Here is a 24,654-nt window from a genome sequence, read left to right on the forward strand (position 1 = left end):
CCATTGACGCTCGGTGGGACGATCTAGAAAATGCAAAAAGGCCCTGCTCAGCAGGGCCTTCCATTTCGCTGGTGCGGTGGTCAGGGAAGCATGGCCGCGGGATTCGTCGGCCAGGTCATCCGGATGACGCCGCCCGCCTCACCGGCCGACACCTCGACGTCGTCGACCAGTCCGGTGATGACCGCGAGGCCCATCTCGTCCTCGCCCTCGGCGTCGTCGAACCCCTCGGTCGGCGCGGCGCTGCGGCTGCCCGGCACCCCGGCGGCGTCGGCCGCCGCGACACCCGCGCCCGGGACCTCGTCACCGACCTCGATGGAGAACGTCTTCTCCTCCTCGGTCAGCACGACCCGGACCGGGGAGGTCACGTTGTTGCTGCGGTGCAGCCCGACCGCGCGGGAGCACGCCTCGCCGACGGCGAGCCTGACCTCGTCCAGCACGGCTTCGTCGACCCCGGCCCGGCGCGCCACGGCGGCCGCCACCAGACGGGCGGTCCTGACGTGCTCGGGCTGGGCGCTGAAGCGGAGTTCAACGGTGGCCATACGGTCCCCCTCGGACGTGCGAGCGTGCCTCTCAGAGGACCGGGCTGGACGCCCGGCACCCTGCTCTTGCTTCCTCCTCGAATCCACCGGCCGGTCCTCCGGTCGGGTCGACCGGAAGAACGGCTGGAAGGGACGGCCGGAACACCGGTCGCACCGACCGGCCCGACCGACCCGGCCAGTCCGGCCGCCGTCTGCGGACCGGCCCGACCGGCTGCCGCACCCGCTCCAGGCCGGCTGCCGACCGGCCGCCGGCCGACCCAAGTGGGGCCGGCCGGTCCCGACCAGGCCCCGCCCGGTCCGACGGCCCTCGGACGGGGCCGACCGGAACGGAACGGACCCGGCCAGGAACTGCCGGTGCGGCGCGACGCGGCGAGCCGACTCAGTCGGTGGCCGCGACGGCCTCGTCGACCGTGGTGTGGATCGGGAACACCTTGGTCAGACCAGTGATCCGGAAGATCTTGAGAATGCGCTCCTGGTTGCAGACCAGGCGCAGCGATCCCTCATGCGCGCGCACGCGCTTCAGGCCGCCCACCAGCACGCCGAGGCCGGTCGAGTCGAGGAAGTCCACGCCCTCCATGTCGACAACCAGGTGGTAGCTGCCGTCATTCACCAACTCGACCAACTGCTCGCGCAGCTTGGGCGCGGTATACACATCAATCTCGCCACCGACCTCGACGACCGTACGGTCGCCACCAGGGCCGGACACATTGCGAGTCGACAGGGACAGGTCCACGGATCCTCCAGCACCTTGCTATCGAGCGGTCGCCCCTCGGATTCTCCGGACGGAGCCAGGGGACGGATCGCCAGCCGCGATGGCATTCAATCACTTACCAGCAGCCATGCACGACGCCTTGGGAGCATTGTCCGTCACGCCGGTGACACACTCGGTGCCGATGGCCATGAATCAGCGCCCCAGTCGACCTCCCGAGAGCAGGGACTCCCGCCCCTCCCCCGGTACGGTCCTCGACCGGCTCGCCGCAGGGGCGAACCGGGCTACGCGCATCACTCATACGGAGCACCTGCCCCCAAGAGCGGGTCGGCATGCAGTCTGGCCCGATCGCATCCGGCCAGAAGTGATCAACGCCATCCATACGGCGGGCATCGAGCACCCCTGGGCCCACCAGGCGGCCGCCGCCGAGCACGCCCTGGACGGCGAGTCGGTCGTCATCGCCACCGGGACCGCGTCCGGCAAGTCCCTCGCCTATCTGGCACCCGTCCTGTCCACCCTGCTGGACGGCTCCGAGGCGCCCAACGGCCGGGGCACCACCGCCCTGTACCTCGCCCCCACCAAGGCCCTCGCCGCCGACCAGCGGCGTTCGGTGAAGGCGCTCGCCGCCCCGCTGGGCAACCGGATCCGGCCCGCCGTGTACGACGGCGACACGCCCGTCGAGGAGCGGGAGTGGGTCCGCCAGTACGCCAATTACGTCCTGACCAACCCCGACATGCTGCACCGGGGCATACTCCCCTCCCACCCGCGCTGGTCCTCCTTCCTGCGCGCCCTGCGCTATGTGGTCATCGACGAGTGCCACACCTACCGCGGGGTCTTCGGCTCCCACGTCGCCCAGGTGCTGCGCCGACTGCGCCGCGTCTGCGCCCGCTACGGTTCCTCCCCCGTCTTCCTCCTCGCCTCCGCGACCGCCGCCCAGCCGGCCCTCGCCGCCGGGCGGCTGACCGGTCTCCCCGTGCGCGAGGTCGCCGACGACGCCTCGCCGCGCGGGGAACTGGTCTTCGCACTGTGGGAGCCGCCGCTCACCGAACTTCAGGGCGAGCAGGGCGCCCCGGTGCGCCGTACCGCCACCGCCGAGACCGCCGACCTCCTGACCGACCTGACCATCCAGGGCGTCCGCTCGGTCGCCTTCGTACGCTCCCGGCGCGGTGCCGAGCTGATCTCGGTCATCGCCAAGGAACGCCTCGCGGAGGTCGACCGCTCGCTGCCCAAGCGGGTCGCGGCCTACCGGGGCGGCTACCTGCCCGAGGAGCGCCGCGCCCTGGAGCGGGCCCTGCACTCGGGTGAACTCCTCGGGCTGGCCGCGACGACCGCCCTGGAGCTGGGCATCGACGTGTCGGGCCTGGACGCCGTGGTGATCGCCGGCTACCCCGGCACCCGGGCCTCGCTGTGGCAGCAGGCGGGCCGTGCCGGACGCTCCGGGCAGGGTGCTCTCGCGGTGCTCGTGGCCCGCGACGACCCGCTGGACACCTTCCTCGTCCACCACCCGGAGGCACTGTTCCGCCAGCCGGTCGAGTCGACCGTCCTGGACCCGGACAACCCCTACGTCCTCGCCCCCCACCTGTGCGCGGCGGCGGCGGAACACCCGCTCACCGACGCCGACCTGGCCCTCTTCGGCCCTGCCGCCCCGGAGCTGCTGCCCCAGCTGGAGTCGGCCGGCCTGCTGCGGCGGCGCGCGTCCGGCTGGTACTGGACCCGCCGCGAACGTGCCGCCGACCTCACCGACATCCGTGGCGAGGGCGGCAGCCCCGTCCAGATCGTCGAGGCCGGAACGGGCCGGCTGCTCGGCACGGTCGACGAGTCGGCCGCCCACGCCGCCGTCCACGAAGGCGCCGTCCACCTCCACATGGGCCGCACCTATCTGGTCAAGCAACTGGACCTGAAGGACTCGGTCGCCCTCGTCGAGGAGGCCAACCCCCCGTACTCCACCACCGCCCGCGACACCACCGCCATCTCCGTCCTGGAGACCGACACTCAGATCCCCTGGGGCGACGGGCGCCTGTGCTACGGATCCGTCGAGGTCACCAACCAGGTCGTCTCCTTCCTCCGCCGCCGCCTGATCACCGGCGAGGTGCTCGGCGAGACCAAACTCGACCTCCCGCCACGCACCCTGCGCACCCGCGCCGTGTGGTGGACCGTCACCGAGGACCAGCTGGACGCCGCCCGGGTGAACCCGGAGCAACTGGGCGGCGCCCTGCACGCCGCCGAGCACGCGTCCATCGGCCTGCTGCCGCTCTTCGCCACCTGCGACCGCTGGGACATCGGCGGCGTGTCGGTCCCGCTCCACCCGGACACGCTGCTCCCGACGGTCTTCGTGTACGACGGCCACCCGGGCGGCGCCGGCTTCGCGGAGCGCGCCTTCCACACCGCCCGCGAGTGGCTCACCGCGACCCGTGACGCCATCGCGTCCTGCGAGTGCGAGGCGGGCTGCCCCTCCTGCATCCAGTCGCCCAAGTGCGGCAACGGCAACGACCCGCTGCACAAGCGGGGCGCCGTGCGCCTCCTCACGGAACTGCTGCGGGGAGCCCCGGAAGCGCCCCCGGAGGCCCCGCCCGCGCCCTGACCCCGGGCGCGTACGGCCCGAACCGGGCCCGTGCCGTCACATCCGCGATCTCGCCGCGCAGGGTGCACCGCACCACCTCCGCGCCCTGGGCCCGCGCCACCCTGGCCGCCGCCCCGCACGCGTCGGCCACACCCCACAGCGCCCGGTCCGCCGCGGCCAGCGCCGCCAGGTCCGCGGCGCCTCCGGCCCGGTGCCGGGCGGCCACCGCCTGCCCCAGGGCGAGGACCGCCGCGAACACCACGCACATCACGGTGCCCGCCATCGCCGCCCACACCGTCGCCGCCCCGCGATCCGCACAGCGCCCCGCTCCATGGGCCGGTATCGGAGCCGCCCCGGGCCCCGGCCGCCAGGCCGATCCAGGCGCCGGCCCCGGAACCGAGCCACCATCCGAACGGGCAGGCCCGAGGGCCGAGCCGAGGACCGGCCGCCGGGCCGAACTGCCATCCGAGCCGACCGAGCTGAGGGCGGAGCTGAGCACCGGCCGCCGGGCCGAGCCGCCATCCGAGCCAGGGGCAGGACCGAGGACCGGCCGCCGGGCAGAGCCACGATCCGAGCCGGCCGAGATGGGCCCCGGCCGCCGGGCCGACCCGGAGGCCCGCCTCGGAACCCGCCGCGGGGCCGGGACGGGGCCCCGGCCCCGGCGCGGGCCAGGGCGCTGGGCGCGATCAGAGGTCGTCACGGCGTCACCCCCACGGTGTCCTCGGCCAGGGCGGCCGCCTCCGCGTGGAGGGTCAGTCGCAGAGGGCCGGGCCCGGGGGCCGGTGCCTCCACCCGCACGCGCCACAGCTCCCCGGCCCGCTCCACCGCCACCCGGGCGCCTCCCGGGGCGGCCGACCGGGCGGCCGCCACCGCCTCCTCACGTGGCTCGGAACGGGCCACCGCCCGCGCCCCGGCCCGCGCCGCGTCCACGCACTGGATCTGCGCGGCGGCCGCCATCAGCGCCCACACGAGCGCCATCGTGAACAGCACCAGCGCCGGCAGGACCGTCGCCGCCTCGGCGGTCACCGATCCGCGATCACCGCCGGCCTCAGGACCGGGCTCAGAACTGGGCATCGAGCGCCCTCCCGATCACCGACTGCAGCCCGCCCGACACGACGTCACTCGTGACGATCTTGTAGAGCACGGCCGCGAAGGCACACGCCGCCAGCGTCCCCATCGCGTACTCGGCCGTGGTCATCCCCGCGTCCCGACGCACCTTCGCCGTCAGGGCCTTCACCATCCGGTTCCACATACCAACCCCCATGAGATGCCGATCCGTCATAACAGTTCGCTCGCCAGGCCGATGACCACCGGCGCCACTCCGACCGCGAGGAACGCGGGCAGGAAGCAGAGCCCCACCGGGGCGGTGATCAGTACCTGCGCCCGTTGCGCGCGGGCCGTGGCCCGTCGCGCCTGTTCCGCTCGCAGCCCGGCGGCCAGCCGGGACACCGCCTCGGCCGAGGGAGCACCCGAGGCACTCGCCCGCTCCAGGCAGCGCGCCAGCGGCCGGGCGCCCGGTATCTCACCGAACCGCCCCCACACCTCGGCCGGTTCGCCGCCCAGCCGCAGTTCGGCCGCCGCTCTCGCCAGCCGGTCGCCGACCGGACCGCCCAGCGACTCCCCGACGGCCTCCGCCGCCTCGCGCGGCCCCGCCCCGGCCGACAGGCACGCGGCCAGCAGGTCCGCCGCCAGGGGCAGCCCGTGCGCCGCCTCACCGTCACCGTGCCCGTCCACGCCCGGACGCGGCCGCCGCTGCCACCTCCGTACGCCATACGCGGCAGCGGCACCCACCGCGCACCCGGCGATCCCGCCGACCGCCACGTACCCGCTCAGCGCGGCACCCGCAGGCGCCGCCCAGCGCCGCACCCATGCCCCGTACTCCGGCCGCCAGGCCCGGCGCCGCGCGTGCTCCGCCCCCAGCAGGGCGGCGATCCGCCGGCGTACCCGGCGCTCCCGCCGCCGGGCCGCCACCGTCCAGGTCAGCCAGATCGCGCCGGCCGACAAGGCCACCGTCACCCCCAGGCTGTGGAAAAACGGGCCGCTCACGGCTCCTCCCCGGCCCGTACGACCCGACCGGCCCACCACAGGCCCAAGGCCTCCAGGAGCCCGCCCACCGCAAGACAGCCAAGGCCCGCAGGGGTGTGCAGCAGCACCCGCAATGGGTCGGCGCCGAGCGCCCACCCCATCGCCAGGCCCACCACCGGCAGCAGCGCCAGCAATCCCACCGTCGCCCAAGCGCCCGCCAGCTGGGCCCTCAGCCGTTCCCGCTGGTCCCGTCGCTCCCGCAGCGCCGCGTCCAGCCGGTCCAGGCCTGCCGCGAGACCGGCCCCACCGTCCACCGCCACCTGCCAGCAGGCCGCCAGGCCGGCCAAGCCGTCCGCGCCGTCCTCCCGCGCTGCCCGCCGCAGCGCCTCCGGTACGTCGCCCCCGAATCGCGCCGCCGCCAGGACCGCCGCCTCCTCGGCCCCCAGCGCCCCGGTGGTACGCGCCGCCCAGAGCAACGCCGGCCCGGGCTGCCATCCGGCGCGCAACTCGCCGGCCACCGCACCGCACAGCGCGATCACCGCGTCCGCCCGCTCCTCCCGCTCACGGGCGCGCTCCCTGACCCGGAGGCGCCGCCCCACCAGCGGCACGGCACACGCCCCCGCGACCAGCGGCAGCACCGACTCGCCCAGCACCGCCAGGACCACCGCCACCACCAGGCACAGCCATTCGCGCCGTACCCGCACCACCGGCGCCCACCGCCGCCAGGACCAGCGGGCCGGGGTCGCCACCTCACCGGCGCCCGCGAACAGCAGCCGTGCCCGCCGCAGTCCCTGCTGCCGGTCCAGCACCAGCCAGGCCGCCGCACCCGCGCACACCGCCGCGTACATCGGCTGTCCCGTCACCACCGCACACCACCGATCAGCGACCGCAGCCGCTCCCAACCCTCCTCGTACCGGAACCCCTCGGCGCCCCACCGCAGTGCGGGAACCGTGACCACCAGCCCCCGCACGTCCCGTTCCAGCACGTGGACCTCGGCGATCCGGCGCTGCCCGGCCCGGTCCCGCGCCAGATGGACGACCACCGACAGGCCGGCCGCCACCTGGCTGTGCAGCGCCGCCCGGTCGAGCCCCGCGGCCGTGCCCAGCGCCTCCAGGCGGGCAGGCACATCGGCGGCGGTGTTGGCGTGCACGGTTCCGCAGCCGCCCTCGTGCCCCGTGTTCAAGGCGGCCAGCAGATCCGTCACCTCGGAGCCCCGCACCTCGCCCACCACCAGCCGGTCGGGCCGCATCCGCAAGGCCTGGCGCACCAGGTCCCGCAGCGTCACCCGGCCCGCGCCCTCCTGGTTCGGTGGCCGGGCCTCCAGCCGGACCACATGCGGGTGATCGGGCCGCAACTCGGCCGAGTCCTCGGCCAGGACGATCCGCTCACGCTCGCCCACCAGCCCGAGCAGCGTGGACAGCAGCGTCGTCTTCCCCGACCCCGTGCCGCCGCTGACCAGATACGACGCCCGGGCCTCGACCAGCGCCCGAAGCACGCGGTCCCCGCCCGGGGGCACCGTCCCCGCGGCCGTCAACTCCGCGAGGGAGAAAGCCCGGGGCCGCACCACCCGCAGCGACAGGCAGGTCGAACCGACCGCCACCGGCGGCAGCACCGCGTGCATCCGCGTCCCGTCCGGCAGCCGCGCGTCCACCCACGGCCGGGCGTCGTCCAGCCGCCGTCCCGCCACCGCCGCCAGCCGCTGCGCCAGTCTGCGCACCGCCGCCGCGTCCGGGAACACGACGCCCGACAACTCCAGCCCCGCGCCCCGGTCCACCCACACCCGGTCCGGCGCCGACACCAGTACGTCCGTCACCGCCGGGTCGGCGAGCAACGGCTCCAGGGGGCCGGTCCCCACCAGTTCGCACCGCAACTCCTCGGCGGCGCCCAGCACTTCCGAATCGCCCAGCAACCGGCCCTGCGCCCGCAGCGCCGCCGCCACACCGGCCGGAGTCGGATCCGTGCCGCTCTCCACGAGCCGCTGGCGAACGGCCTCCAACAGGCCCGCCGTCACGACGCACTCTCCCCGGCCAGCGCCCGCTCCCAGAACGCCGCACAGAACCGCGCCAGCGGCCCCCGCGCGCTGTCACCCGGCGGGGCACCCCCATCCAGAGCGGCCAACAGGCCGTGCTCCACCGGCACTTCTCCCGCGAGCGGCAGGTCCAGCACGTCCGCGATCCACTGGTCGTCGACCCCGGCCGCGTACGGCCCGCGCACCACCACTCGCAGGTCCCGCAGCACCATGCCCGCCATGGACGCCACCCGCTTGGCGCCCGCGACGGCCCGCAGTTCGGCGGGCACGACGAGCAGCCCCACGTCCAGTTGCGCCAACGCCTCCGCGGTGGCCTCGTCCACCCGGCGCGGCAGATCCACGACCACCACGCCGCCGCGTCTGCGCGCCGCCGCCAGCACCGACCGCATTGCCTCCGGCCGGATGGCCACGGCGTCGCCCCGGTCCCAGCTGAGGACCCGAAGCCCCCGCAAGGAAGGCAGTGACTCCTCCAACGCCCCACTGGCGACCCTGCCTTTGGAGACGGCGAGATCCGGCCACCGCAGACCCTCCGCCTGCTCGCCGCCCAGCAGGACGTCGAGCCCCCCGCCCAGCGGATCGCCGTCCACGAGCATCGTCCGCCGACCCTCGCGCGCCGCCGTGACGGCCAGCGCACAGGCCAGCGTCGACGCCCCGGCACCGCCGCGCCCGCCGATCACCCCGACGGTCAGCGCCTGCCGTCCCACACCCTCGACCACGTCGGCGATCCGGTCGACGAGCCAGCTCTCGGCGTCGGGCAGCCGCAGCACACAGTCCGCGCCGATCTCCACCGCCCGCCGCCACACGCCGGGATCGTCCTGGTCCCGCCCGACGAGCAGCACGCCCCGCCTGCGTACCGCACCCCGGCACCGGTCGGCCGCGTCATCGCCCACCAGGACCAGCGGCGCGGCCTCCCAGCTCCCTCTGCGCTCGGGCACCGAGTGGTACACCTCCGGGTGCGCGCCCGCCGCGGCGCACAGCCGCAGCAGGTCGTCGAGCAGCTCGGCGTCCTCGGTCACGATCAGCGGTCCCGCCCGCCGTCCCTCGATGGTCGGCGCCCGCTCGGATGTGATGGATCCAGCCATGAATTTCCGCCCCCTTCTTTCCCTGTCTTCTCGCTGTGATGCGCGCGATGGGCGCGTGCAGCCGACGCGGCACCGACGCCGCACCGGCGTGGCACCGACGCGGATTCGGCACGGATGCGAGCCGCGGTGATCTGCGCGCGTCATTTCGGTCCCGTACGCCCGCGCTCTCCGCTTCCTCGTCGCTTCCTCTTCGCGTAGCCCAGAGCGCGGACTCCGCGTGGTCTCCGCCCCGCCCTCGCGGGATGAGAGATCTGCGATTCCTGGCATCCGCGGACTTCGCGGCCGGAATCACGGTGCACGACTTCCGGAAAAGAAGTGGATCTTGCTCAAAAACTGTGGACAACTCGCCGGTTGTGAATATCCCAGTAGCCCATACCAGCGACTTCCCCAGAGCAGCGCATCGGCTACGCTGAGTGACGAGAAGAGCGCATGGCGGACAGCCCGCCGCAGCGAGGCAAGGAGGAGTGGAATGATCGATTCAAGCCGCCGGGAACGGGCGAAAACGCGTCCGGACATGCGACGACCCCCGCCGGGGGGGAGAGCGGGGGTCGTCTCTCCGGCCGACTCGGGGGGGGAGGAGCCGGACCGGGTTAGCACGGTCGCGAACGATCCGTGACTTCCATGGTGTACCCGAGAGCCTTCTCAGGCAAACCCACACGCCCCAGCGTACGCCGAATGGCGGGCACCTATGCTCGGGCTCGTGGAAAACCACTCCTTGCCGCGCACAGCAGCCTTCTTTGACCTGGACAAGACGGTCATTGCGAAGTCATCGACGTTGACCTTCAGCAAGTCCTTCTACCAAGGCGGTCTGATCAACCGCCGCGCCGTACTGCGGACTGCCTACATCCAGTTCGTCTTCCTGGCCGGCGGCGCCGACCACGAGCAGATGGAGCGGATGCGCGAGTACCTCTCCGCGCTCTGCAAGGGCTGGAACGTCCAGCAGGTCAGGGAGCTGGTCGCCGAGACCCTGCACGACCTGATCGACCCGATCATCTACGACGAGGCGGCGTCCCTTATCGAGGAGCACCACGCCGCCGGCCGGGACGTCGTGATCGTCTCCACCTCCGGTGCCGAGGTGGTGGAACCCATCGGCGAGCTCCTCGGGGCCGACCGGGTCGTGGCGACACGGATGGTCGTCGGCGACGACGGCTGCTTCACGGGGGAGGTGGAGTACTACGCCTACGGACCCACCAAGGCGGCAGCGATCCGCGAACTGGCCGAAACGGAGGGGTACGACCTCTCGCGCTGCTACGCCTACAGCGATTCGGCCACCGACCTTCCGATGCTGGAGACCGTGGGCCACCCGTACGTGGTCAATCCAGACCGTGCGCTGCGCCGCGAGGCGGCCGCACGCGACTGGCCGGTTCTCGTCTTCAACCGCCCCGTCCGGCTGAAGCAGCGCCTGCCCGCTTTCCGGATGCCACCGCGCCCCGCGCTCGTCGCGGCAGCGGCCGTGGGTGCGGCGGCAGCCACGGCCGGGCTCGTCTGGTACGCCAGCCGGCGTCGGCAGTCGGCCTGAGGGCACCCGCTCAACCGAACATTGACACCTAAATCACCGAGAACCCCGCATAAGGTGCGGGTAAGGAGTAAGCGGGGCATCGACAGGGCCGCGTAACGGGTATGCGACCCCAAAAGTAAAAAGTGGAGCCAGGGCTTTCGCATCACCCCGGACGGTAGTACAAAGGACTTAACGGCCCGCGAGACCGAGGACATCCGAAAGGATTACCTGTTGAGCAAGAAGGCCCCACGGACCGAACAGCACGGAAGCTGAGCACCCACGCGACGTCGACCCGTCGATTACGGGCCAGCCGCACCAGGCGTAGGGCAAAGTCCCCGCCTGATGGGCACATATCGAGGACGCATGGTAACTCTGCGGACGTGCCAGCGGCGGTACCCTCCTGCGGTACCGCCGCAACCCTGTTCGAAGCCCTCCTACGCCGCGCCGCGCTGGAGCGCCTCGCACACCGCGGTCGACTCCCGGACGCCGAGTTCCACCGCGCGCCCGCAGTGCGCGATCCATGCCGCCATGCCCTCCGGCGTACCGGACAGATAGCCCTCGAACGCCGCGACGTACGCGGCCCGCCCCTGTTCGGCGTGGCCCACCTCGGCCGGGCAGATCGCCTTGGGGTCCAGCCCGCTGCCGATCAGCACGATGCGCTCGGCCGCCCGCGCCACCAGTCCGCTGTACGAGGTGAAGGGCCGCAGCGCCAGCAACTCGCCGTGCACCACCGCGGCCGTCACCAGCGCCGGGGCCGAGCTGCCCGCGACGATCAGGTCGGACAGCCCCTCCAGCCGGCCGGCGACCTCGGTGGCATCCGGCAGCGGCGCCTGGATCAGCGGTTCGTCGACAGGCTCACCGTCCCGCCGTGGCCGCCCCACCGAGTCGGCCACCGAGCCGGCCACCGAGTCGGCCACCGAGTCGGCAGCCGAACCTGCCGCCGGGGCCGCCGAGCCGGTCACAGCACCGGCCGACCTGCCGGGATCGCCCGCCGCGACCAGGTGGAGCCGGGCCAGCACCCGCATCGGCGACTGCCGCCAGATCGACAGGAGCTGCCCGGCCTCAGCGCTCAGACGCAGCGCGGCACCGACCGTGCGCGCCTCCTCGTCACCACTGAAGTCGGTACGCCGACGCACTTCCTCCAGCGCCCAGTCCGCACCGGACAGGGCCGCCGAGGCGCGCGCGCCGCGCAGCGCCGCCTCCGAGGTCACCTCATTGCTGCGGCGCCGCATCACACGGTGCCCGTAGACCCGGTCGACGGCCTTGCGAACGGAGTCCACGGCAGCGGGCACGCCGGGCAGCGCGCCCAGCGCGACCAGGGGGTCAGCGGGATTCGTACTCATAAGTAGGGAGGCTACGCGCCCGGGCATCCGGCCCCCACCTTGGAGTGGCGTTCCTCATACATCCTGGCGACTTCACGCAAGCAGCCCACTACGCACCGCTACGCTATCTGAACATGAAGATCGCTTTCGTAGGGAAGGGCGGCAGCGGAAAGACCACGCTGTCCTCGCTCTTCATCCGCCACCTGGTCGCCAATGAGGCCCCCGTCCTCGCCGTGGACGCCGACATCAACCAGCACCTCGGCGCCGCCCTCGGCCTCGACGAGGCCGAAGCGGCCGCGCTGCCGGCGATGGGCGCTCACCTGCCGCTGATCAAGGAGTATCTGCGCGGCACCAACCCGCGGATCCCCTCCCCCGAGACGATGATCAAGACGACTCCGCCGGGTGAGGGGTCCCGGCTGCTGCGCATCCGTGAGAGCAACCCGATCTACGAGGCGTGCGCCCGCCCCGTACTGCTGGACGACGGCGAGATCAGGCTGATGGCGACCGGGCCGTTCACCGAGTCCGACCTCGGCGTGGCCTGCTACCACTCCAAGGTCGGGGCGGTCGAGCTGTGCCTGAACCACCTGGTCGACGGTGCCGACGAGTACGTCGTCGTCGACATGACGGCCGGCTCCGACTCGTTCGCGTCCGGGATGTTCACCCGTTTCGACATGACGTTCCTGGTGGCCGAGCCGACCCGCAAGGGCGTCTCCGTCTACCGCCAGTACAAGGAGTACGCACGCGACTTCGGCGTCACGCTCAGGGTCGTCGGCAACAAGGTGCAGGGCATGGAGGACGTCGACTTCCTCCGTGAGGAGATCGGGGACGACCTGCTCGTCACGGTCGGCCACTCGGACTGGGTGCGCTCGATGGAGAAGGGCCGCCCGGCGCGCTTCGAGTTGCTGGAGGCCGACAACCGGATGGCGCTGCAGTCCTTGCAGAACGCCGCGGAAGACTCGTACCGGTTCCGCGACTGGGAGCGCTACACGCGCCAGATGGTGCACTTCCACCTGAAGAACGCGGAGAGCTGGGGCAACGCGAAGACGGGCGCCGACCTGGCCGCGCAGGTCGACCCCGGCTTCGTACTCGGTGAGGGACTCGACGCCGTTCAGCCCGCCTGACGGCGGGTGGCGGCGGACGGGGCAGCGGGCGAGGCGGCGGCGGTCGGCCGGGCGGCGAGGAAAGCCGTCCAGCCGTCCTTCGGAGCCTCGCCGACCTTCAGGGTCCGCAGCTTGGCCAGCACGGCAGGCTCCTGGGCGTCCAGCCAGTCGGCGAGCTGCCGGAACGACACGCACCGCACCTCACTGCGGACGCAGACCTCCGCGATCGTCTCCTCGATGGCGCGCATGTACGTGCCGCCGTTCCAGGACTCGAAGTGGTTGCCGATGATCAGCGGAGCGCGGTTGCCGTTGTACGCGCGGTCGAAGGCCTGCAGCATCCCGTCGCGGAACTGGTCGCCCCAGTACTGGTGCATGGACGGCGCGCCCTTGGCCGTCCCGGACTGGTTGACCATGAAGTTGTAGTCCATGGACAGCGTCTCGAAGGACCGCCCCGGGATGGGGATCATCTGGAGCGAGAGGTCCCACAGGCCCCGGTCCTTCCCGGGCCACACCTGGTTGTTGATGCCGCTGGTGTCGTAGCGCCAGCCGAGCTCGCTCGCGGCGCGGAGGAGGTTCTCCCTGCCCTCCAGGCAGGGCGTTCGGGCGCCGATGAGCTCCGTGTCGTAGTCGAACGGCAGCGGCTTCTCCGACGTCAGGCCGGAGTTCGTCTTCCAGTTCTTGACGAAGGATCTGGCCTGGGAGATCTCGCTCTTCCAGTCCTCGACCGACCAGGTGCCGACACCGCTCTCCGGGCCGCAGAAGTGGCCGTTGAAGTGGGTGCCGATCTCGTTGCCCTCCTGCCAGGCGCCGCGCAGTTCGCGCACGGTGTCACGGATACCCCCGGTGTCGTTGAAGCCGATGTCTGAGCGGCCCGGGGCATGGCCGGGCGGGTCGTACAGCGTCGACTTCTCCTCCGGCAGCAGATAGACGCCGCTGAGGAAGTACGTCATCGTCGCGCCGTACTTCCTGCCCACCTCGCGGAAGCGGGAGAAGAGCTTCTGGCTGTCCTCCCCTGCGCCGTCCCAGGAGAAGACCACGAACTGCGGTGGCTTCTGGCCGGGCTTGAGGCGCTGCGGCTTGTGCAGACCGGGCTGGGTGCCGGTGTAGGCGGTCGAGCCGTCGCCGATGAGGCGGACCACGCTCTTGGGCGCCGCGCCCCGCTCGGGGCCGGCCGCGCCCTTGGTGGCCTCGTCGGGACCGGCACATCCGGCGAGCCCGGCCACCAGCGCCACCGCCGCCCCGGCCGCGAGCGCCACCGTGGTGACGGGAAACCTGCACGTGACGGCCCTGTGCGCGGCCAGCCCCCGCCGGGTGGCCCCGCGCGCGGGGCCCTTCCGGGCGGGGCTCTTCCGAGCGGGGATTCCGTGCGTGGCGGTCTTCTTCGTGGCGGCCATGTTCCGCCCACCCTTCTCGTGGTCCACGGAGGTCTCTGTTGCGAGTGCGAGCGCGAGCGCCGTCAACGTCGCACCACGGAAGGGGATGTGAAGATACGACAAGCCGTACTAGAACGATTAATCACTGAATGGGATGAAACATTGCCCCTTTTGCATCGAAAATAATGCCGGAGTCTTTACTCTGCATTACGATCTGTTTACAGAGAGTTGGCATACTCCCGCCGCTGCACGCCGTGACCCACGGCCGCGCCCCACGTTCGTTCCACCCGCACGTACCGCGACCGCGCCGCCCCGGAGGAGACGGGAACCATGACTGCCTGCATCCCGGCCCGCACCAACCAGACCGACCGCACCGGCCGTGCGTTCCGCACTGCCGGGAGCCCCCGGTTCAAGCGGCCGCACAGCCCGCCGCCAGGGGACCGTCGCCGGTTCCGGGTCGCGGGCGCCGACGTGTCGGCCTCCATCGTCGTGTTCCTCATCGCGTTGCCGCTCTCCCTCGGCATCGCGCTAGCCACCGGCGCGCCGCTCCAGGCCGGCCTGGTGGCCGCCGCCGTCGGCGGCATCGTCGCCGGCCGGTTCGGTGGCTCACCGCTCCAGGTCAGCGGGCCCGCCGCCGGGCTGACGCTGGTCACCGCCGAGCTCATCCAGAAGTACGGCTGGCGCACCACGTGCGCCATCACCGTCCTGGCCGGGCTCGCCCAGCTCGCGCTGTCCGCGCTGCGGGTGGCGCGCTCGGCCCTCGTCGTGTCCCCGGCGATCGTGCACGGCATGGTGGCCGGCATCGGTGTCACCATCGCCCTCGCCCAGCTCCACGTCGTCCTCGGTGGTACGCCGCAGAGCTCCGCCGTGGACAACGTCCGGGGCCTCCCCGCCCAGTTGGCCGGCCTGCACACGGCCGCCGTGTCCGTGAGCGCGGTGACCGTCGTCGTCCTGCTGGCGTGGCCACGGCTTCCCGGGCGGGTCGGGCGTGGGCTGCGGAAGGTGCCGGCCGCGCTCACCGCCGTGGCCGCCGCGACGATACTGGCCGTCGCCGCCGGGATCGGCGTACCCCGTGTGGACCTGCCCTCCTGGAGCAGTCACGCGCTGCCAGGGCTGCCCGAGGGACCCGTTCTCGGCATCGCCACCGGCGTCCTGACCATCACGCTCGTCACCAGCGTCCAGTCACTGCTGTCGGCCGTCGCCGTCGACAAGCTGGTGGCCGCCCGCAAGGATGCGACGACCCATGTGCCGCGCTCCAACCTCGACCGGGAGCTGGCCGGGCAAGGAACGGCGAACATCGTGTCCGGAGCGCTCGGCGGGCTGCCGGTCGCGGGCGTCGCCGTACGCAGCGTGGCCAATGTGTCGGCGGGCGCGGTGAGCCGTAACTCCACGATGCTGCACGGCCTGTGGGTGGTGCTGGCCGCCCTCGTCCTCGTACCCGTCCTGGATCTGATCCCGCTGCCCGCGCTGGCCGCACTCGTCATGGTGATCGGCATCCAGATGGTGAGCATCACCCACATCCGCAGCGTCACCCGCCACCGCGAAGTGATGGTCTACGCCGTGACGGTGTCCGGGGTCGTCCTCATCGGGATCCTGGAGGGCGTGGCGCTCGGCATCCTCGTTGCCAGCGGTGTCGCCATGCACCGGCTGACGAGGACGCGGATCACCAGGGAGACCAAGGGCGGCGTCGAACACATCCGGGTACGAGGTCAGCTGACCTTTCTCGCCGTGCCCCGGCTGAGCCGGGCACTGCACCAGATCCCCCAGGGGGCGAAGGCCGTCGTCGAATTGGACGGGTCCTTCATGGACCACGCCGCCTACGAAACCTTGCAGGACTGGCAGATGTCCCATGTGGTCCGGGGCGGACAGGTCGAGATGACCGGCCGCACCGGTGTGCGGATCGCCGAACCCGGCGCGGGCGCGCATGCCTGCTGCCGCCCGTGGACACCGTGGCGCAACCACCACTGCGGCGAACACCCCGCCACGGACGCCGAGCGGTACGTGAAGGGGCATCAGCTGGCCAGCGGGCTCAGCTCCTTCCAGCGCGATACGGCTCCACTGGTACGCGACGAGCTGGCCAGACTCGCGCGGGAGGGCCAGCGACCGTCGCAGCTCTTCCTGACGTGCGCCGACTCCCGACTGGTCACCAGCATGATCACGGCCAGCGGCCCCGGCGACCTGTTCACGGTGCGGAACGTCGGCAATCTGGTGCCGCTGCCGGGCGCGGAGAGCGGGGACGACTCCGTGGCCGCCGCGATCGAGTACGCGGTGGAGGTCCTGCGCGTGCAGTCCATCACCGTGTGCGGGCACTCGGACTGCGGGGCGATGCAGACCCTGCTGAGCGGCAACCCGGACGCCCCCGATACGCCACTGCGACGCTGGCTGCGACACGGGCTGCCCAGCCTGGAGCGGATGAAGAGCACGCACCGCACCTGGGCCCGGCTGTCCGGAGGCCCGTCCGGAGACGGAGCGGGCAGACTGCCGGCCGATGCGGCCGAGCAGCTGTGCCTCACCAATGTCGTCCAGCAACTGGAACACCTGAAGGCCCACGAAGCCGTGGCACGGCGGCTCGCGGAGGGCACGCTGGAGCTGCACGGCATGTATTTCCACGTGGGTGAGGCGCAGGCGTATCTCCTGTCGGACCCCGAACCCGACACCGGGCCTGAGAACGGGAACGGGACTGAGTACGGGAACGGCAGCGGGACCGGGAACGGAAACGGCCGCGACACGCGCACGGGCGGCGCTCGGGAGAACGGGGAGAGCCTCGTCTTCCACTGGGTGGCCCCGTCCCCCCAGCCGAAGCCGAGCCGCGCGTCCTACCCCACCTCCTCCCATCCACCCTCCCCAGCGCCTTCGCCCAAGCCCTCCCCCGCACCCGCCCGGCCACCTTCCCGGCCCTCACCCAGGGAGGGGGCGCCGGCCTGACAGCCCTGCCAGGACCTCGGCCCGGCCGCCCTGAACCTTCGGGGCGCCTCGTCCGTGGAAAGGGGCGGTGACCCCTTCTCCCCACCGCCCGGGGAGGAGGGGTCACTTGACCACCCGGTTCCGCCCCTCAACAGGTCTAAACCAATTGGCCGGATGCTCTTGTCACCTGGGCATCCGACTGATGAGCTATGGGCTGGGACACATCGGACGCCCTGGGAATGGGAGATGTCGTGAGCAACGAAAGCCTGGTTGGGGGCGCCCCCTCTGGGGGACTTCTGAAGGAGGAGCGGCGATTCGCACCGCCCGCGGAGCTGGCCGCGAACGCCAACGTGACGGCGGCCGCGTACGAGCAGGCCAAGGCGGACAGGCTCGGCTTCTGGGCCGAGCAGGCGCGTCGGCTCAGCTGGGCCACCGAGCCGACCGAGATCCTCGACTGGTCGAACCCGCCCTTCGCGAAGTGGTTCGCCGACGGCAAGCTCAACGTGGCGTACAACTGCGTGGACCGGCACGTCGAGGCGGGGCGCGGCGACCGGGTCGCCATCCACTTCGAGGGCGAGCCGGGCGACAGCCGGGCCATTACGTACGCCGAGCTCAAGGACGAGGTCTCCAAGGCGGCCAACGCGCTCACCGAATTGGGCGTCCGTAAGGGTGACCGGGTCGCGGTGTACATGCCGATGATCCCCGAGGCCGCCGTCGCCATGCTGGCCTGTGCCCGTATCGGTGCCGCGCACTCGGTCGTCTTCGGCGGCTTCTCGGCCGACGCCGTCGCCTCCCGCATCCAGGACGCCGACGCCAAGCTGGTCATCACCGCCGACGGCGGCTACCGGCGCGGCAAGCCCTCCGCGCTCAAGCCGGCCATCGACGAGGCGGTCGCCAAGTGCCCGCAGGTCGAGCACGTCCTGGTGGTGCGCCGTACCGGCCAGGACACCGCGTTCACCGAGGGCCGGGACGTGTGGTGGGACGACATCGTCGCCCGCCAGTCCACCGAGCACACCCCCGAAGCGTTCGACGCGGAGCACCCGCTCTTCATCCTCTACACATCCGGTACGACGGGTAAGCCCAAGGGCATCCTGCACACCTCCGGCGGATACCTCACCCAGGCGGCGTACACGCACCACGCGGTCTTCGACCTCAAGCCGGAGACGGACGTCTACTGGTGCACCGCCGACATCGGCTGGGTGACGGGCCACTCGTACATCGTGTACGGGCCGCTGGCCAACGGTGCGACGCAGGTGATGTACGAGGGCACGCCGGACACCCCGCACCAGGGCCGGTTCTGGGAGATCGTCCAGAAGTACGGCGTCACGATCCTCTACACCGCGCCCACCGCCATCCGTACGTTCATGAAGTGGGGCGACGACATCCCTGCCAAGTTCGACCTGTCGTCGCTGCGCGTCCTCGGGTCGGTCGGTGAGCCGATCAACCCCGAGGCGTGGATCTGGTACCGGGAGAACATCGGCGGCGGCAAGACCCCGATCGTGGACACCTGGTGGCAGACCGAGACCGGCGCGATGATGATCTCGCCGCTGCCGGGCGTCACCGCGACCAAGCCGGGCTCCGCGCAGACGCCGCTGCCCGGCATCTCCGCCACCGTCGTCGACGACGAGGCGAACGAGGTGCCCAACGGCGGAGGCGGCTACCTGGTCCTCACCGAGCCGTGGCCGTCGATGCTGCGCACCATCTGGGGCGACGACCAGCGGTTCATCGACACCTACTGGTCCCGCTTCCAGGGCAAGTACTTCGCGGGTGACGGCGCCAAGAAGGACGACGACGGCGACATCTGGCTGCTCGGCCGCGTGGACGACGTCATGCTGGTCTCCGGCCATAACATCTCCACCACCGAGGTGGAGTCGGCGCTCGTCTCGCACCCGAAGGTCGCCGAGGCGGCGGTCGTGGGCGCGGCCGACGAGACGACCGGCCAGGCGATCGTGGCGTTCGTGATCCTGCGCGGTACGGCGAGCGAGGACGAGACCCTCGTGGCCGACCTGCGCAACCACGTGGGCGCGACCCTCGGTCCGATCGCCAAGCCCAAGCGGATCCTTCCGGTGGCCGAGCTGCCCAAGACGCGCTCCGGCAAGATCATGCGCCGTCTGCTGCGGGACGTGGCGGAGAACCGCCAGCTGGGTGACGTCACCACGCTCACGGACTCGTCCGTCATGGACCTGATCCAGTCCAAGCTGCCGACCGCCTCCAGCGAGGACTGATCGGCGTACCAGCCACCACCGAAGAGGGCATCCGGCGACGACGCGCCGGATGCCCTCTTCGCGCATAAGGTGACATTCACCGGATATGCCCTCGCGCACGCCGGGTAGGGTGTGGGGACCGCGTCAACAACACGACAATACGATTCAACGACACGAGTCTCAGGGTGCGCCGGGAAGTCTGGTCGGCATGTGTTTCGCCATGCCCGCCGAACGACCAACCGGAGGTCCGCCACCGTGGCCGCGCCCAACCCGAACACCCCGCCCAACGCCGGCACGCCGCCCACGCCCAACTCCGGCGCCTCGCCCGACCCCGGCGGCGCCACGCCCAGCAGCCCGGCCACGCCCGACCCCGGCGGCGCCACGCCCAGCAGCCCGGCCACGCCCGACCCCGGCGGCGCCACGCCCAGCAGCCCGGCCACGTCCAGCGGCGCCACGCCCAGCGGCCCGCCTGCGCCCGGCCCCGGCAGCCCGGCCACGCCCAGCACCGGCGGCGTATCGCTCACGCGCGGCGGCCCGCCCGCCGTCGGCGCCACGACCTCGCGCCCGCGCACGTTCCTCGGCCGCCTCTCCCTCCCCGAGCGGACGTACATCGCGGACGCGTTGCGCGCGGAGACCGTGGGCGGCGTCCTGCTCCTGCTCGCCGCCATCGCCGCCCTCGTCTGGGCGAACACCCCGATCAGCGGCAGTTACGCGGCCGTACGCGACTTCCACATAGGCCCGGCCGCCCTCGGCCTCGACCTCTCCCTCCAGCACTGGGCGGCCGACGGACTGCTGGCCGTCTTCTTCTTCGTCGCCGGCATCGAGCTCAAGCGCGAGCTGGTCGCCGGCGAGCTGCGCGACCCGAAGGCGGCCGCCCTCCCCGTGATCGCCGCGCTCTGCGGAATGATCGCCCCTGCACTCGTATACGTCCTGGTCAACGTCACCGGGGGCGGCTCCATGGACGGCTGGGCGGTGCCGACCGCCACCGACATCGCCTTCGCCCTCGCCGTCCTCGCCGTCATCGGCACCTCGCTGCCGTCCGCGCTCCGCGCCTTCCTCCTCACCCTGGCCGTCGTCGACGACCTGTTCGCCATCCTGATCATCGCGGTCTTCTTCACCAGCGATCTGAACTTCGTGGCGCTCGGCGGCGCCGTCGCCGGCCTCGTCGTCTTCTGGGTGCTGCTGCGCACGGGCGTGCGCGGCTGGTACGTGTACGTGCCGCTGGCCGTGGCCATCTGGGGCCTGATGTACAACAGCGGCGTCCACGCCACCATCGCCGGTGTCGCCATGGGCCTGATGCTGCGCTGCACCCGCCGCGACGGCGAGAAGCACTCCCCGGGCGAGCACATCGAGCACCTGGTGCGGCCCCTGTCTGCCGGGTTCGCCGTGCCGCTGTTCGCGCTGTTCTCGGCGGGCGTGTCCGTCTCCGGCGGCGCGCTGGCCGACGTCTTCACCAGGCCCGAGACCCTCGGTGTGGTGCTGGGCCTGGTGGTCGGCAAGGCCATCGGCATCTTCGGTGGTACGTGGCTGGCGGCCCGCTTCACCAAAGCCGAACTCAACGAGGACCTCACCTGGTCCGACCTCTTCGCCGTCGCCACGCTCGCGGGCATCGGCTTCACCGTCTCGCTGCTCATCGGCGAGCTGGCCTTCGCCGGGGACACGGCACTCACCGACGAGGTCAAGGCGGCCGTCCTGATGGGCTCGCTCATCGCCGCCGTACTCGCCGCGATCCTGCTGAAGCTGCGGGTGCGCAGGTATCAGGCGCTGCTCGCGGAGGAGGAGCGCGACGAGGACATGGACGGCATACCGGACGTGTACGAACAGCACGACCCGGCGTACCACCTGCGGATGGCGGAGATCCACGAAAAGAAGGCCGCCGAGCACCGGCGGCTGGCCGAGGCGGCCGCCTCTCAGTCGGCCGAGGCGGCCGAACTGGCGGGGGCATCGCGCACGGACGGCGACCGTCCGGCATGATCTGAGGTCGGACCGTAGGAGAAGAAGAGGGAGCGAGACGATGAGCTACCCCGCCGACAATGGTGGACCCGGCGCCGAGCGCAGTCTCGGCCAGCTGGTCGCCTCGGCGACCGCCGAGATGTCCGCGCTGGTGCACGACGAGATCGCGCTGGCCAAGGCCGAACTGCGACAGGACGTCAAGCGCGGCGTGATGGGCGGTGCGGCCATCAGCGTCGCGGGCGTCTTCGCGCTCTTCTCGCTGCCGGTGCTGAGCTTCGCCGCCGCGTACGGCATCCACAACCTGGGGCTCGGACTCGCCTGGTCCTTCCTGATCGTCGGCGGCGCGTATCTGCTGCTGGCGGGGCTGCTGGCGGTGCTGGCGGTGTCCAAGTTCAAGAAGGTCAAGCCGCCGGAGCGGTCCATCGCCTCGGCCAAGCAGACGGCCGCCGTGCTGGGCAACGCGAAGCCGCACCCGCGTGAGACCTCCCTCGCCGGCTCATCCCGTCCGGTTCGTCCCGCCCTTCCGGTCAAGGACGAGGCCGAGGTTGTGGCACGCTCGTCTGCATGACCGTCCCTGAGAGCAACACCGGCAGCCCCGTACGGATCGATGGTCCCTGGACACATCGCGACGTGGCGGCCAATGGGGCGCGCTTCCATATCGCCGAGATGGGCGACGGCCCGCTGGTGTTGCTGCTGCACGGCTTCCCGCAGTTCTGGTGGACGTGGCGGCACCAGCTGCCGGCGCTCGCCGACGCCGGGTTCCGGGCGGTCGCGATGGACCTTCGGGGCGTGGGCGGCAGCGACCGTACGCCTCGGGGTTACGACCCGGCGAACCTGGCGCTCGACATCACGGGCGTGGTGCGGTCGCTCGGCGAGCCGGACGCGGCGCTCGTCGGGCACGACCTGGGCGGGTACCTGGCGTGGACGGCGGCGGTGATGCGGCCGAAGCTGGTGCGCCGGCTGGCCGTCTCGTCGATGCCGCACCCTCGGCGGTGGCGTTCGGCGATGCTGTCGGACTTCTCGCAGTCGCGCGCCGGTTCGTACGTATGGGGCTTCCAGCGGCCGTGGCTGCCCGAGCGTCAGCTCGTCGCGGACGACGCGGCGTTGGTGGGGCGGCTGATCCGCGACTGGTCCGGGCCGGGACAGCAGCCGGCCGAGGACGCGATCGCGGCCTACCGGCGGGCTATGACGATCCCGTCGACGGCGCACTGCTCGATCGAGCCGTACCGGTGGATGGTGCGGTCGCTGGCCCGCCCGGACGGGATCCAGTTCAACCGCCGTATGAAGCGGCCCGTGCGAGTGCCGACGCTGCATCTGCACGGCTCCCTGGACCCGGCGATGCGGACGCGCAGCGCGGCGGGGTCGGGCGAGTACGTGGAAGCCCCGTACAGGTGGCGGCTGTTCGACGGTCTGGGCCACTTCCCTCATGAGGAGGACCCGGCGGCGTTCTCGACGGAGCTCATCAGCTGGCTCAAGGACCCCGAGCCGGACCGCTGATCCCGGCCGTGGCACCGAGAGCCACGGTTGACGGCACCGGGAGCCACCGGTCGGGCGGTCGCACGGGTGCGCGACGAACGGGTTGTATGACGAACAGCCAATTGCCCGCCGCATAGGCCAATTGGCGGGCCCCGGGGCGGTTACCGACCTTGGGGCCCGGGCAGACGTCGGGGTATGGGCTGGACGCACGACTACGCTGACGCAGCACGGAACCGCCGCTCGGCCTCTGCGCCGATTCCCCCGAGGAGCGGCCCACCGGCCGGCCAGGGGCCGGACCCCCGCCTCGGGATCTCCCGCATCCTCCGCCGCCGGGCCCGCTGGGTCTCCGCGCGCCTGCGGCATACACGCGGCTAGGGCCGGCGGGACGCCGGCCAGGGCTCGTACGCTGACGGCGCGGCCAGGGCTCGTACGGTGACGGCGCCGGCCGGAGTACGCGGCCGGTGAGGGCGCCCAGCGTCCGTACGCGCAGCCGGTCAAGGCACGCGCGGCCTGTAGGGGCCGAGTAGCCCGTCGGAGCGCGCAGCCGTCGGGGCCGCGCAACCGGTCGGAGCGCGCGGCGCCGGGGTCGCGCGGCCCGTCAGAGCGCGCAGCCCTGGCTGTCGACCTGCTGGTTGGCGGTCCGGCCGAGCTCGATGTCCTGGCGGATTTCGTCGACCGTCAGGGCGTAGCCGGTGTCCGGGTCGTCCAGGGACCTCGCGAAGATGACCCCGTACACCCTGCCGTCCGCCGTGAGCAGTGGGCCGCCGGAGTTGCCCTGGCGGACCGTCGCGTACAGCGAGTACACATCGCGGCGGACCTCACCGCGGTGGTAGATGTCCGGGCCGTTGGCGTTGATCCGGCCGCGCACGCGCGCGGAGCGGACGTCGTACGCGCCGTTCTCCGGGAAGCCCGCGACGATCGCGTTGTCACCGCTGCGCGCGTCCGCGTCCGTGAACCGGAGCGGCTTGGCCTTGAGGTCCGGTACGTCCAGTACGGCGATGTCGCGCTGCCAGTCGTACAGGACGACCTTCGCGTCGTACCGCCTGCCCTCGCCGCCTATCTGGACGGTCGGCTCGTCGACCCCGCCGACGACATGGGCGTTGGTCATCACGCGGCGCTCGGCGAAGACGAAGCCGGTGCCTTCGAGGACCTTGCCGCAGCTCGGTGCCGTGCCGACGACCTTGACGATGGAGCTCTTGGCGCGCGCGGCAACGGGGCTGCCGGCGAGCGCCGGGTCCGGGGCGCGGACCTCGGTGATCGGCTCGTTGGCGAAGGGGCTGAAGACCTGCGGGAAGCCGTTCTGCTTGAGGACCGAGGAGAAGTCGGTGAACCAGGTGTCGGCCTGCCCGGGCAGCGCCCGGTCCACGCCGAGCAGCACCTTGGAGCTGCGGACCTCCTTGCCGATGGTCGGCAGGGTGGTCTGGGCCAGGAAAGAGCCGAGCAGCCACGCCACGAGCAGCATGGCCACCACGTTGACGAGGGCGCCGCCGGTGGCGTCGAGCGCGCGGGCGGGCGACCAGGTGATGTGGCGGCGCAGCTTGTTGCCGAGGTGGGTGGTGAAGGCCTGGCCCACCGAGGCGCAGACGATCACGATGACGACGGCGACGATCGCGGCGGTCGTCGACACCTTGGCGTCGCCCGTCAGCGGCCCCCAGGCGAGGGGGAGCAGGTAGACCGCGACGAGTCCGCCGCCGAGGAAGCCGATCACCGACAGGATGCCGACGACGAATCCTTGGCGGTACCCCACGATCGCGAACCACACGGCGGCGACCAGCAGCAGAATGTCCAGCACGTTCACCGTCATTAGCCTCGCAGATTCGTCTCCGGTCGCCCCAGTCGCCCCAATCGGCCGCGTTACGGCCGCCGAGCACAGGTCAGCC

General features: G+C 72.1%; 21 protein-coding genes. 9 read left to right on the plus strand and 12 right to left on the minus strand.

Features of this window, described 5'->3' with window-relative positions; genetic code table 11:
* Positions 1–80 precede the first annotated feature (80 nt).
* Together BKD26_RS14525 and BKD26_RS14530 are read right to left on the minus strand one after the other, a co-directional pair.
* The gene (locus tag BKD26_RS14525) at positions 81–539 is read right to left on the minus strand and encodes an ATP-binding protein (RefSeq protein ID WP_084898249.1); all 459 of its coding nucleotides are present in this window, start codon (positions 537–539) and stop codon (positions 81–83) included.
* Positions 540–918: 379 nt separating this feature from the next.
* Complete coding sequence (locus tag BKD26_RS14530; protein ID WP_003967428.1) at positions 919–1,272, minus strand: STAS domain-containing protein; 354 nt, start codon at positions 1,270–1,272, stop codon at positions 919–921.
* Between the two features lie 79 nt (positions 1,273–1,351).
* Between BKD26_RS14530 and BKD26_RS14535 the strand changes: the two genes are divergently transcribed.
* Positions 1,352–3,829, plus strand: coding sequence for a DEAD/DEAH box helicase (locus BKD26_RS14535; RefSeq protein WP_084898250.1), 2,478 nt, complete (start codon positions 1,352–1,354; stop codon positions 3,827–3,829).
* On the opposite strand, the gene BKD26_RS14540 is transcribed toward BKD26_RS14535, so the two are convergent.
* From BKD26_RS14540 to ssd, 7 genes are all read right to left on the minus strand, one after another.
* Positions 3,771–4,091 carry an Rv3654c family TadE-like protein gene (locus tag BKD26_RS14540; RefSeq protein ID WP_107417875.1) on the minus strand — a complete coding sequence of 107 codons (321 nt, stop codon included), beginning with the start codon at positions 4,089–4,091 and terminating at the stop codon, positions 3,771–3,773. The two genes, BKD26_RS14535 and BKD26_RS14540, sit on opposite strands and share 59 nt — an antisense overlap.
* A gap of 413 nt (positions 4,092–4,504) precedes the next feature.
* On the minus strand, positions 4,505–4,882 hold the full coding sequence (locus tag BKD26_RS14545) for a TadE family type IV pilus minor pilin (protein WP_084898252.1): 378 nt from the start codon (positions 4,880–4,882) through the stop codon (positions 4,505–4,507).
* A complete protein-coding gene (locus BKD26_RS14550; protein ID WP_241518656.1) occupies positions 4,869–5,072 on the minus strand; it encodes a DUF4244 domain-containing protein in 204 nt (67 codons plus the stop codon). The genes BKD26_RS14545 and BKD26_RS14550 overlap by 14 nt, the downstream gene beginning before the upstream one ends.
* A 14-nt stretch (positions 5,073–5,086) precedes the next feature.
* The gene (locus BKD26_RS14555; protein WP_193791268.1) at positions 5,087–5,824 is read right to left on the minus strand and encodes a type II secretion system F family protein; all 738 of its coding nucleotides are present in this window, start codon (positions 5,822–5,824) and stop codon (positions 5,087–5,089) included.
* A 26-nt stretch (positions 5,825–5,850) separates the two neighbouring features.
* Positions 5,851–6,681: a type II secretion system F family protein gene (locus tag BKD26_RS14560; protein ID WP_084898497.1), complete on the minus strand. Its 831-nt coding sequence runs from the start codon at positions 6,679–6,681 to the stop codon at positions 5,851–5,853.
* Positions 6,682–6,692: 11 nt separating this feature from the next.
* Positions 6,693–7,844 carry a TadA family conjugal transfer-associated ATPase gene (locus tag BKD26_RS14565; RefSeq protein WP_084898255.1) on the minus strand — a complete coding sequence of 384 codons (1,152 nt, stop codon included), beginning with the start codon at positions 7,842–7,844 and terminating at the stop codon, positions 6,693–6,695.
* On the minus strand, positions 7,841–8,944 hold the full coding sequence (gene ssd / locus BKD26_RS14570; protein ID WP_084898256.1) for a septum site-determining protein Ssd: 1,104 nt from the start codon (positions 8,942–8,944) through the stop codon (positions 7,841–7,843). Before ssd ends, BKD26_RS14565 begins: the two co-directional genes overlap by 4 nt.
* Positions 8,945–9,632: 688 nt before the next feature.
* Here ssd and BKD26_RS14575 point away from each other — a divergent pair.
* Positions 9,633–10,463, plus strand: a complete 831-nt coding sequence (locus BKD26_RS14575) for an HAD-IB family hydrolase (protein ID WP_084898257.1) — start codon at positions 9,633–9,635, stop codon at positions 10,461–10,463.
* A 413-nt stretch (positions 10,464–10,876) separates the two neighbouring features.
* Here the strand turns inward: BKD26_RS14575 and BKD26_RS14580 are convergent, their stop codons facing one another.
* Positions 10,877–11,785: an oxidoreductase gene (locus BKD26_RS14580; protein WP_084898258.1), complete on the minus strand. Its 909-nt coding sequence runs from the start codon at positions 11,783–11,785 to the stop codon at positions 10,877–10,879.
* 113 nt (positions 11,786–11,898) lie between these two features.
* Here BKD26_RS14580 and BKD26_RS14585 point away from each other — a divergent pair, with 113 nt between their 5' ends.
* Positions 11,899–12,885, plus strand: a complete 987-nt coding sequence (locus tag BKD26_RS14585) for an ATP-binding protein (protein WP_073756916.1) — start codon at positions 11,899–11,901, stop codon at positions 12,883–12,885.
* Here BKD26_RS14585 and BKD26_RS14590 read toward each other — a convergent pair.
* Positions 12,873–14,258 (minus strand): hypothetical protein, encoded by a 1,386-nt coding sequence (locus tag BKD26_RS14590; RefSeq protein ID WP_241518657.1) that lies wholly within the window; start codon positions 14,256–14,258, stop codon positions 12,873–12,875. The two genes, BKD26_RS14585 and BKD26_RS14590, sit on opposite strands and share 13 nt — an antisense overlap.
* Positions 14,259–14,567: 309 nt before the next feature.
* Here BKD26_RS14590 and BKD26_RS14595 point away from each other — a divergent pair, with 309 nt between their 5' ends.
* The 6 genes from BKD26_RS14595 (at position 14,568) to BKD26_RS41295 (ending at position 23,149) form a co-directional block, all read left to right on the plus strand.
* On the plus strand, positions 14,568–17,162 hold the full coding sequence (locus BKD26_RS14595) for a SulP family inorganic anion transporter (protein ID WP_241518658.1): 2,595 nt from the start codon (positions 14,568–14,570) through the stop codon (positions 17,160–17,162).
* Positions 17,163–17,380: 218 nt separating this feature from the next.
* The gene (acs, locus tag BKD26_RS14600) at positions 17,381–19,366 is read left to right on the plus strand and encodes an acetate--CoA ligase (protein ID WP_107417876.1); all 1,986 of its coding nucleotides are present in this window, start codon (positions 17,381–17,383) and stop codon (positions 19,364–19,366) included.
* Between the two features lie 234 nt (positions 19,367–19,600).
* The gene (gene nhaA, locus BKD26_RS14605; protein ID WP_241518659.1) at positions 19,601–21,319 is read left to right on the plus strand and encodes a Na+/H+ antiporter NhaA; all 1,719 of its coding nucleotides are present in this window, start codon (positions 19,601–19,603) and stop codon (positions 21,317–21,319) included.
* A gap of 40 nt (positions 21,320–21,359) precedes the next feature.
* Entirely contained in the window at positions 21,360–21,866 is a 507-nt protein-coding gene (locus tag BKD26_RS14610) for a phage holin family protein (RefSeq protein ID WP_084898259.1), read from the plus strand.
* Entirely contained in the window at positions 21,863–22,795 is a 933-nt protein-coding gene (locus BKD26_RS14615; RefSeq protein ID WP_084898260.1) for an alpha/beta hydrolase, read from the plus strand. The genes BKD26_RS14610 and BKD26_RS14615 overlap by 4 nt, the downstream gene beginning before the upstream one ends.
* A 174-nt stretch (positions 22,796–22,969) precedes the next feature.
* Positions 22,970–23,149 (plus strand): hypothetical protein, encoded by a 180-nt coding sequence (locus BKD26_RS41295; RefSeq protein ID WP_084898261.1) that lies wholly within the window; start codon positions 22,970–22,972, stop codon positions 23,147–23,149.
* 223 nt (positions 23,150–23,372) lie between these two features.
* Here BKD26_RS41295 and BKD26_RS14625 read toward each other — a convergent pair whose 3' ends face one another.
* Positions 23,373–24,572 carry a MarP family serine protease gene (locus tag BKD26_RS14625; RefSeq protein ID WP_179166539.1) on the minus strand — a complete coding sequence of 400 codons (1,200 nt, stop codon included), beginning with the start codon at positions 24,570–24,572 and terminating at the stop codon, positions 23,373–23,375.
* Positions 24,573–24,654 lie beyond the last annotated feature (82 nt).

The organism is Streptomyces sp. CB03238 (genome assembly GCF_002099185.1).
In the GTDB taxonomy this organism is placed as follows: domain Bacteria; phylum Actinomycetota; class Actinomycetes; order Streptomycetales; family Streptomycetaceae; genus Streptomyces.

Coding starts and splice junctions, on each gene's coding strand:
- BKD26_RS14575 (WP_084898257.1), top strand. CDS start 9,633: ATGCTCGGGCTCGTGGAAAACCACTCCTTGCCGCGCACAGCAGCCTTC.
- BKD26_RS14595 (WP_241518658.1), top strand. CDS start 14,568: ATGACTGCCTGCATCCCGGCCCGCACCAACCAGACCGACCGCACCGGC.
- BKD26_RS14540 (WP_107417875.1), bottom strand. CDS start 4,091: ATGGCGGGCACCGTGATGTGCGTGGTGTTCGCGGCGGTCCTCGCCCTG.
- BKD26_RS14525 (WP_084898249.1), bottom strand. CDS start 539: ATGGCCACCGTTGAACTCCGCTTCAGCGCCCAGCCCGAGCACGTCAGG.
- BKD26_RS14615 (WP_084898260.1), top strand. CDS start 21,863: ATGACCGTCCCTGAGAGCAACACCGGCAGCCCCGTACGGATCGATGGT.
- BKD26_RS14560 (WP_084898497.1), bottom strand. CDS start 6,681: ATGTACGCGGCGGTGTGCGCGGGTGCGGCGGCCTGGCTGGTGCTGGAC.
- BKD26_RS14545 (WP_084898252.1), bottom strand. CDS start 4,882: ATGCCCAGTTCTGAGCCCGGTCCTGAGGCCGGCGGTGATCGCGGATCG.
- BKD26_RS14610 (WP_084898259.1), top strand. CDS start 21,360: ATGAGCTACCCCGCCGACAATGGTGGACCCGGCGCCGAGCGCAGTCTC.
- BKD26_RS14580 (WP_084898258.1), bottom strand. CDS start 11,785: ATGAGTACGAATCCCGCTGACCCCCTGGTCGCGCTGGGCGCGCTGCCC.
- BKD26_RS14535 (WP_084898250.1), top strand. CDS start 1,352: ATGGCATTCAATCACTTACCAGCAGCCATGCACGACGCCTTGGGAGCA.
- BKD26_RS14585 (WP_073756916.1), top strand. CDS start 11,899: ATGAAGATCGCTTTCGTAGGGAAGGGCGGCAGCGGAAAGACCACGCTG.
- ssd (WP_084898256.1), bottom strand. CDS start 8,944: ATGGCTGGATCCATCACATCCGAGCGGGCGCCGACCATCGAGGGACGG.
- BKD26_RS14550 (WP_241518656.1), bottom strand. CDS start 5,072: ATGGGGGTTGGTATGTGGAACCGGATGGTGAAGGCCCTGACGGCGAAG.
- BKD26_RS14590 (WP_241518657.1), bottom strand. CDS start 14,258: ATGGCCGCCACGAAGAAGACCGCCACGCACGGAATCCCCGCTCGGAAG.
- BKD26_RS41295 (WP_084898261.1), top strand. CDS start 22,970: ATGGGCTGGACGCACGACTACGCTGACGCAGCACGGAACCGCCGCTCG.
- acs (WP_107417876.1), top strand. CDS start 17,381: ATGGGAGATGTCGTGAGCAACGAAAGCCTGGTTGGGGGCGCCCCCTCT.